Consider the following 7215-nt stretch of genomic DNA (forward strand, 5'->3'; position numbering starts at 1 on the left):
ACGTCATGTTTCCCGGCCCGCCGAATTATGAAGACATACAGAAGGGCGACACGCCAGAACCTGAATACATACTGAAGCTTCAGGACCCCATCTGCATTACGGGCGATGACTTTGCCGATCCGAACAACCAGTTCCAGGCCGTGCAGCTCTCTGCAGAAAAGGAAGAATCCTTTCGGGCCTTTCTGCATAAAAACGTGACGGTGCAACTCACAAACCAGGCGGCGGCCGAAACCGGGCACGTTCATGAACCACTTATCGCAGCGGTCACTTCCATTGTGCCCGTACAGGCAAAGCCCATGGATTTTACGGATGAATACGGAACGGCAGCCACGACCATACGCGCCTTCTATACGGCGCTGCACGATGCGCAGGGTGCTGATGCCGCCGCCATGGTCATTCCCGAAAAACGCACCATGCCGGCTTTTTCACCCTCCAATCTCACCAGGTTTTATGGAAGCCTGACCGACCCGATAACCATGCTGGATATTGCGCAGGAAAATGACAGCACTTTCATCGTGCATTATCATTACGTAATAAAGTCCCGGGTTTGCGATGGCAGGGCAACAGTGACAACAGCCATGCGCGATGGACGGAATTATATCCAGGGCATCAAGGCCATGAATGGCTGCTAGAGCAGATCCAGTTTGAATGAACACATTCGAGCTGGTGAAGATGCTCGATAAACAATGAGTTAGAGCAATTCTACTGATCCAGAGTTCAGTGGAATTGCTCTGGGAGAAGTTTTTGGATGTCGCCTTTTTGAAAAAAGGCGACATCCCCTGAGCTTTTATCATTGCCCGGCAGGCAAGGGCGGCAGATGAACGTTAATCTGATCTCAGAACCGTCACACATGCTGCCTCATGCGGCAGGGCCATGCCGTAAGCTGCGCTGTAGCGTGACGCAAAGGCTTCGCGCTCCAGCCGCTCGCAATAATCAAGATACCGGATCAGCGCCCGCTCGGCGCGCGTCGTGCGTCCATAAAGCCGTTTGTAATGGTGCCACAGCATCATCACATTGACCGACCAGGCATCATAGGCATGCGCCGCCACCCGTTGGCGGATTGCTGTAGGCAGCGCGTCGAAGGCGGCCCAGTCATTACCCGCATACCGCCGCCACATCTCGTGGCGCAATGTCCGTTCGTTATCCGCCGTGACCTTACGCATCCGCCATTTCTCCGTTGCCCCAGGCGGGGAATGGGTCAGGCAGATGGGCGAACAGCAATGGATCGAACTGCTGCACATCGAAGTCGGGCACAAGGCAGGCATCCAGCACCGCGGCAATGGCGGCATCATCCATCTCTGCCGTGCCGATAAATACGATTTCCTGTCGGCGGTCCCCATAAACCGGGTCCCATTTCGACAGGATCAGGTCGCGCCATTCATCACTGTCCGGCCACTGGTCTGTGGGTATCGTCACCCACCAGCGCCCCATTGCCTGCGTGCGCACCAGTGCACCGGCCTGCCCCAGTTCGCCCACCCAGTGCGGCCGGGTCGCCAGCCAGAAATGGCCCTTCGCCCGGATCACGCCCGGCCATGTAGAGTCGATGAAGGCCTTGAAGCGGTCAGGCACAAGCGGGCGGCGGGCGCGCCAGACAAAGGTATGGATGCCATATTCCTCGGTTTCGGGAAGATGGTTATGGAATTCAAAAAGTTCTTTGTACCACAAAGGATGTTTGTGCGCCCGGTCATAATCGAAGCGGTGCGTATCCAGAATGCGCGCGCAGGGCACGATGCCTTGATCCGTTTCGATAATATCCGCATCGGCGTTAAGGGCCTGAATGACCTGCCGCGCGGCCTCGCGCTGCGTCGAGGTTGCACTTGATACCTTGTTCAGCACCACCACATCGGCAAACTCGATCTGCTCGACCAGCAGGTCAACCAGCGCCCTGTCATCCCCGTCGCCTGCCGTCTCGCCCCGGTCGCGCAGGAAATCCGTCGAGGCGTAATCCTTCAGCAGGTTGACGGCATCCACCACCGTAACCATCGTATCGAGCCGCGCAATGTCGGACAGGCTCTCGCCCGCCTCGTCACGAAACTCGAAAGTTGCTGCAACCGGAAGCGGCTCCGCAATCCCTGTCGATTCAATCAGGAGGTAATCGAAGCGCCCTTCTTGTGCGAGCCGCCGCACTTCGTGCAGCAGGTCATCGCGCAACGTGCAGCAGATGCAGCCATTGCTCATCTCGACCAGTGTTTCGTTTGTTCGGGACAGATCGCTGCCGTCGCGCACCAGATCCGCGTCAATGTTCACGTCGCTCATGTCATTGACGATGACCGCGACTTTCCGGCCCTCGCGGTTATTGAGCACGTGGTTGAGAAGCGTCGTCTTTCCAGCTCCCAGAAAGCCGGAAAGAACCGTTACCGGAAGTCTTTCGCGCATGACGGACACCATCCATTGGGTTGCGATCCGTCAAACTTATATGCAACGTTATAATATAACAATCCCTAAAGGATCTCGACATGAGACAGGCCTGTCCGACCCGTCCATTTTCTACCATCCTGATGCCGTTCCAGAACATTGACAGGCACGACTGTTTTATCGTTCAGCAGGAACGTCATATGGGGCAGGATATGATGCAGGCTGCGGCATTGTGGAATGCGCATGGCCCGGCGCTGTTTCTCAGGCGTGGCACCATTGAAATGCTTGAAAGCGCGTTGCAGGCTCTCCTGCCGGCAGGCACGCAGGCGCTTGCTGAAGATGCCCTGCGCCTTGCCCGCCGTTATCAGCGCCTGTCAGGCACACCCGAAATCCGCTTCCGGCTGGAAAAGATCAGTCACGACAGTTGCCGCCGCTTTCATGTTGACCATGTTCCACTGCGTTTTCTGTGCACGTACACCGGCCCCGGTGTTCAATGGAAATACGCTGACAGCGACACCATCCATGAAACGCCAGCGGGCTGGATCACCCTGCTGAAAGGGCGGTTATATCCCGGCTGGTCAACAAAAGGGGCCGTGCTTCACCGCTCGCCGCCCATCTCGGCTCTCACGGTTCCCGTTACGCGCCTGCTGCTGACCCTTGACCACCCGGATGCATGTGGCATGGGGCGGCGTGACGACGCATGAGAACCTCGTGGCAGGGCGCGCCATTTGATGGCACCAGAAAATCGTGAATATCGCTCGCCGCCGGTTTTTTGGTAGGGCTTGCCCCTTGAACCGACTTCCCCGATCAATAGCGTCCAGAAAGCCCATGAGGTAAGGGCATGCTCCGGGTCTGTCCGCTCATCCTGCGCGGGGCAGCCCCTGCAGGAGGGTGACATGGCCAGCGTGCCAAAACGGATCCAGTCCATCGTGCGTTCTGCCGCCATTCTGGAAATCATGGCGCAGCAGGGTGGCAGCGCGCGGCTTGGCGAGATCGCGGCGAAGGCGGGCATGGAAAAAACCACCGCCCACAACATTCTCCAGACCCTCGACCACCTTGGCTACGTGCAGCGCAGGCCGGGCGACATGCGCTACCATCTGGGCGGGCGCATTCTCAACCTGTCGCGCATCATGGGCGATGACCACGGCCTGCGTGCGCGCATGCGCCCTACGCTTGAGGCCATTGCCCGGCACAGCGGGGCGACCGTTCATCTGGGCGTGCCCAGCGGGGATGAGGCCGCCTATCTGGACCGGGTGGATCCGCACGCCCCCGCACGGGCCGCCACGGCCGTGCAGCGGCGTGAAGCCATTGAGGGTTCGGCCGTGGGGCTGGTGTTCCTGGCCTTCGTGCCCGGCATGGGCCAGCGCGTGCTCAGCACGCGCGCCCATGCGCTTGACGGGCGCGTGCGCGAGCAGATCGAGGCCGTGCGCCTCAGGGGGTATGCGCTTGACCTTGAAAGCTACCGCCCCGGCCAGAACGCGGTGGCCGTGCCGTGGCGTGAACATGGCGAGGTCCGGGCCGCCATTGCCCTGACCGGCCCCTGCGCCGACCTGCCACGTTCGCGCCTGGTGCGGCTGGCATGGATGATGATGACGCATGTGGCACGCGCCACCGTTCAGCCATGTTGAACAAATCGGGATTTTGGTCATTGATGTGTTACGCCCGCGCGGACGTGGGGTTACGCTGCGCTTTGTCAAGAAAACCGTGGAACCCGATATGAAACTGATCGACGCGATGACCATGATGGAGGCCGCCCTGGCCGAGGCGCGAAAGCGCGAGTTTGGCGTGTGCATTGCCATCGTGGATGCCGGGGCCTGGCCCGTGGCCTTTACTCGCATGGATGGCGTGCCGCTGGGCCTGATCGATGTTGCGACCAAAAAGGCGCGCACGGCGGCCCTGTTCCATATGGACAGCGCCGATCTGGCCACGATCGCCCGCCCGCAGGGCGAGGCCTACACGCTGGAAAACACCAATGGCGGCCTGACCAGCTTTGGCGGTGGCCTGGTGCTCAGGGGCGCGCATGGCAACGTGGTGGGCGCGATTGGCGTCTCTGGCGCGCCTACGCAAGATGATATCGCCATCGCCCGCATCGCTGCCAACACGCTCGGGGCCTGAGCGCCCCCTTACCTGACCTGGACCTGCCCCATGACCCAGACCGCACCCCCCGCAGGCGGGGTCACCCCCATTATTGCGCCTCATGGCGCGAAAGCTGCTTTCTTCATCCTTACCTTCGGCACGTTCGTGGTCGGCACGGGTGAGTTCGCCATCATGGGCATGCTGCCCGAATTCGCATCCTCGCTCGGCCTCTCCGCCTCTGATGCGGGGCATGCCATTACCGCCTATGCGCTGGGTGTGGTGGTGGGCGCGCCGCTCATCACCATCCTTGGCGCGCGCCTGTCGCGGCGCGAACTTCTGCTGATCCTGTTTGTCCTGTTCTGCTGCGCCAACCTGCTCAGCGTGGCCATGCCCACGCCGGGACTGGTGGAGGTGGCCCGCTTCATTACCGGCCTGCCACATGGCGCGCTGATCGGCATCTCGGCGCTGGTCGGCGCCTCGATGGTCGAGCGTGCGCGGCGCGGCTGGGCCGTGGGGCGCATCCTGTCGGGCATTGCCATTTCCACCCTGGTGGGCGCGCCGTTTTCCACTTTCGCCGCCGATCATTTTGGCTGGCGCGTGGCCTATCTCATCATCGCGGCACTGGGGCTGCTGACGGTGGCGGGAATCTGGCGCTACATTCCCGCGGACCCGCCCAACCGCAAGAACTCCCCGCTCAGGGAAATCCGTGCCCTGGCCAATACGCAGGTGCTGCTGACGCTGGTCACGGCGTCGATCGGCTTTGGCGGCATGTTCGCAATCTACACGTACCTGACCAGCGTGCTGCTCAACGTGACGCATGTGCCTGAATGGCGCATCATGATCTACATGATCGTGTGCGGCGCGGGCATGCTCATCGGCGCGAATGTGGGGGCGTGGATCGTGGACCGCAACCTTGACCGCGCCGCCCTGCTGGCGCTTGGCGGGAGTGCCGTGGTCATGCTGGTCTTTCCGTTCGTGCTGCATAACGAGCCGGCCCTCATGCTCGATGTGCTGCTCGTGCCCGCTTTCGTCAACGCGCTTGGCCCGGCATTGCAGACCCGGCTGATGGATTTTGCAGGCGATGCGCAGACGCTTGCGGCCTCGCTCAACCATTCGGCCTTCAATATCGCCAACGCGCTCGGCGCATCGCTGGGCAGCGCGCTGCTGGCGCGGCAGTTCGGTTATGGCGCGTTAGGCGTGGGCGGGGCGGTGCTGTCAGCCGGTGGGCTGGTGGTCTATCTGCTGGCCATGGTGCTGCTGCGGCGGAGCGGGCAGGTGGAGGTGAGGGGGAATATCGGGTGAGCAATGGCGCCTAGCGCATGCCCAGCGCCTTCATCTTGCGGTAGAGCGTGGCCCGGCCAATGCCAAGATGGCGGGCCGTGGCCGTAACATTGCCATGCGCGAGGGCCAGCGCCGAGCGGATGACATTTTCCTCCGCCTTGCGAAAACTCACCCGTTCCTCCGCCTCAAGCCGGTGCAGCAGGTTGGGGTGGGTGCGGATCATGTCATCCGTCCAGCCGGTCAGGATGCGGGCGGCATGGGTGGCGCCCGTTACTTCGCCCTCGGCATTGATGGCGACGAGCGGGGCCGAACATCCTTCGGCCACGCCCAGCGTCAGCACCCGCGCGCCGTCATGGTATTCCCGAAAGAGCTGCTCCTCGATCCGGCGGCCCGATTGCAAAAGGGTGTCGAGCACGAGCGGGGCGAGCCTGCGCGACGTGTCGCCATTGAAGGCGGCAAGGTTGATCGCGCCCGCGACCTGGCCATGCGCGTTGAAGATCGGCACGGCATAGCTTGCCAGCAGCGAGAAGCAGAAGCGCCAGTGCTCGCCTTCACCAAGGAAGATGGGGCAGCCATCCTGCACCGCCGTGCCGATACCGTTGGTGCCCGCCATGCTTTCGCTCCAGATGGCACCTTCGCGCAGGGCAAGCCTGCGGCACAGGCCCATATGGGCTTCATCTATGTTGCGGGCCAGGATGGTGGCATCAGGATCAGCGAGCAGCACCATGAAGTCGAGCCCCTGTACAAGGCTGAACAGGCGCTGCATTTCCGGCATGGCGATACGGAGCAGGCTGGCGGAGCGGGTGCTGACATGCCGCAGTTCCGCGCCCGAGAGCACATCGGCCTGCCACCCCTGCGCGGGGTCGAGATTATAGGATGAAACACAACGCTGCCACGACTTGGCCACTTCGGTTGCGCCGGCAGGGCGCGGGGGCTGGCCCATGAGGGGTGGCCGGGCGGGGTTATGGCAATGCGGTTTCATGTCTCCCTGCCCCTGAATGTCGGTCTGTGTGCGGCATGGCCACCGTAATGGCCTGTCTGGTTATGATTGTATATATTTATCGCCCGTTATTGCGCATGACATCAAAGGAACGCAGGGCGCCAGATGGCATGCGCTACCATAGGTAAACGACTTTCACGTAATAAGCATTACTCTCGGGTATGTTCCGCCCATCAACAGAATGCGAGTATCGTGTCGTAAAGGAAAAATGCTTGGAAATATTGAACATGGCACCCGCGCCCAGCGTTATTTCACGGCTGTTTGAATCATCCATGTACTGGCTTGCGGTCCGGTCGTAGGTGCCTTTCACGTTCTGCCAGTCCAGCGCGAAGAAGGGCTCGAACAGTTTTGTCGCCTTCCAGCTGAAACGCAGGTTGGTATAGAACACCACGCCGGGCGAGTAGGTATGCCCGCCCTTGACGTGCTTGGCCGCCCCCGCCACCGTGCCGGCATCGCCATCAAAGCTGAAATGCTTCCATTCATAATCAAAAATGAAGCTCGAC

Annotated in this window: 9 protein-coding genes; 5 read left to right on the forward strand and 4 right to left on the reverse strand. The window is 61.1% G+C overall.

The window, feature by feature from the left end:
- Positions 1 to 140: 140 nt before the first annotated feature.
- Positions 141 to 632, forward strand: a complete 492-nt coding sequence (locus GXY01S_RS15995) for a hypothetical protein (protein WP_174520991.1) — start codon at positions 141 to 143, stop codon at positions 630 to 632.
- Between the two features lie 192 nt (positions 633 to 824).
- Here the strand turns inward: GXY01S_RS15995 and GXY01S_RS16000 are convergent, their stop codons facing one another.
- On the reverse strand, positions 825 to 1163 hold the full coding sequence (locus GXY01S_RS16000) for a DUF6525 family protein (RefSeq protein ID WP_061276729.1): 339 nt from the start codon (positions 1161 to 1163) through the stop codon (positions 825 to 827).
- Positions 1156 to 2388 carry a GTP-binding protein gene (locus tag GXY01S_RS16005; RefSeq protein WP_061276731.1) on the reverse strand — a complete coding sequence of 411 codons (1233 nt, stop codon included), beginning with the start codon at positions 2386 to 2388 and terminating at the stop codon, positions 1156 to 1158. The genes GXY01S_RS16000 and GXY01S_RS16005 overlap by 8 nt, the downstream gene beginning before the upstream one ends.
- Positions 2389 to 2555: 167 nt before the next feature.
- Between GXY01S_RS16005 and GXY01S_RS16010 the strand changes: the two genes are divergently transcribed.
- From GXY01S_RS16010 to GXY01S_RS16025, 4 genes are all read left to right on the forward strand, one after another.
- A complete protein-coding gene (locus tag GXY01S_RS16010; RefSeq protein ID WP_255210482.1) occupies positions 2556 to 3059 on the forward strand; it encodes a DUF1826 domain-containing protein in 504 nt (167 codons plus the stop codon).
- 192 nt (positions 3060 to 3251) lie between these two features.
- Positions 3252 to 3983: an IclR family transcriptional regulator gene (locus GXY01S_RS16015; protein WP_061276734.1), complete on the forward strand. Its 732-nt coding sequence runs from the start codon at positions 3252 to 3254 to the stop codon at positions 3981 to 3983.
- 88 nt (positions 3984 to 4071) lie between these two features.
- Positions 4072 to 4470 (forward strand): GlcG/HbpS family heme-binding protein, encoded by a 399-nt coding sequence (locus GXY01S_RS16020; protein ID WP_061276740.1) that lies wholly within the window; start codon positions 4072 to 4074, stop codon positions 4468 to 4470.
- A gap of 30 nt (positions 4471 to 4500) precedes the next feature.
- Positions 4501 to 5733, forward strand: a complete 1233-nt coding sequence (locus GXY01S_RS16025; protein WP_061276736.1) for an MFS transporter — start codon at positions 4501 to 4503, stop codon at positions 5731 to 5733.
- Between the two features lie 10 nt (positions 5734 to 5743).
- Here GXY01S_RS16025 and GXY01S_RS16030 read toward each other — a convergent pair whose 3' ends face one another.
- Together GXY01S_RS16030 and GXY01S_RS16035 are read right to left on the reverse strand one after the other, a co-directional pair.
- Positions 5744 to 6655: a helix-turn-helix domain-containing protein gene (locus GXY01S_RS16030; RefSeq protein WP_255210483.1), complete on the reverse strand. Its 912-nt coding sequence runs from the start codon at positions 6653 to 6655 to the stop codon at positions 5744 to 5746.
- A 172-nt stretch (positions 6656 to 6827) separates the two neighbouring features.
- A partial coding sequence (locus GXY01S_RS16035) for a transporter (RefSeq protein ID WP_174520992.1) occupies positions 6828 to 7215 on the reverse strand: 388 nt, incomplete at its 5' end.

The sequence above is a fragment of the Komagataeibacter xylinus NBRC 15237 genome (genome assembly GCF_001571345.1).
Lineage (GTDB): Bacteria > Pseudomonadota > Alphaproteobacteria > Acetobacterales > Acetobacteraceae > Komagataeibacter > Komagataeibacter xylinus.

Coding starts and splice junctions, on each gene's coding strand:
- GXY01S_RS16000 (WP_061276729.1), bottom strand. CDS start 1,163: ATGCGTAAGGTCACGGCGGATAACGAACGGACATTGCGCCACGAGATG.
- GXY01S_RS16005 (WP_061276731.1), bottom strand. CDS start 2,388: ATGGTGTCCGTCATGCGCGAAAGACTTCCGGTAACGGTTCTTTCCGGC.
- GXY01S_RS16010 (WP_255210482.1), top strand. CDS start 2,556: ATGGGGCAGGATATGATGCAGGCTGCGGCATTGTGGAATGCGCATGGC.
- GXY01S_RS16015 (WP_061276734.1), top strand. CDS start 3,252: ATGGCCAGCGTGCCAAAACGGATCCAGTCCATCGTGCGTTCTGCCGCC.
- GXY01S_RS16020 (WP_061276740.1), top strand. CDS start 4,072: ATGAAACTGATCGACGCGATGACCATGATGGAGGCCGCCCTGGCCGAG.
- GXY01S_RS16025 (WP_061276736.1), top strand. CDS start 4,501: ATGACCCAGACCGCACCCCCCGCAGGCGGGGTCACCCCCATTATTGCG.
- GXY01S_RS16030 (WP_255210483.1), bottom strand. CDS start 6,655: ATGGGCCAGCCCCCGCGCCCTGCCGGCGCAACCGAAGTGGCCAAGTCG.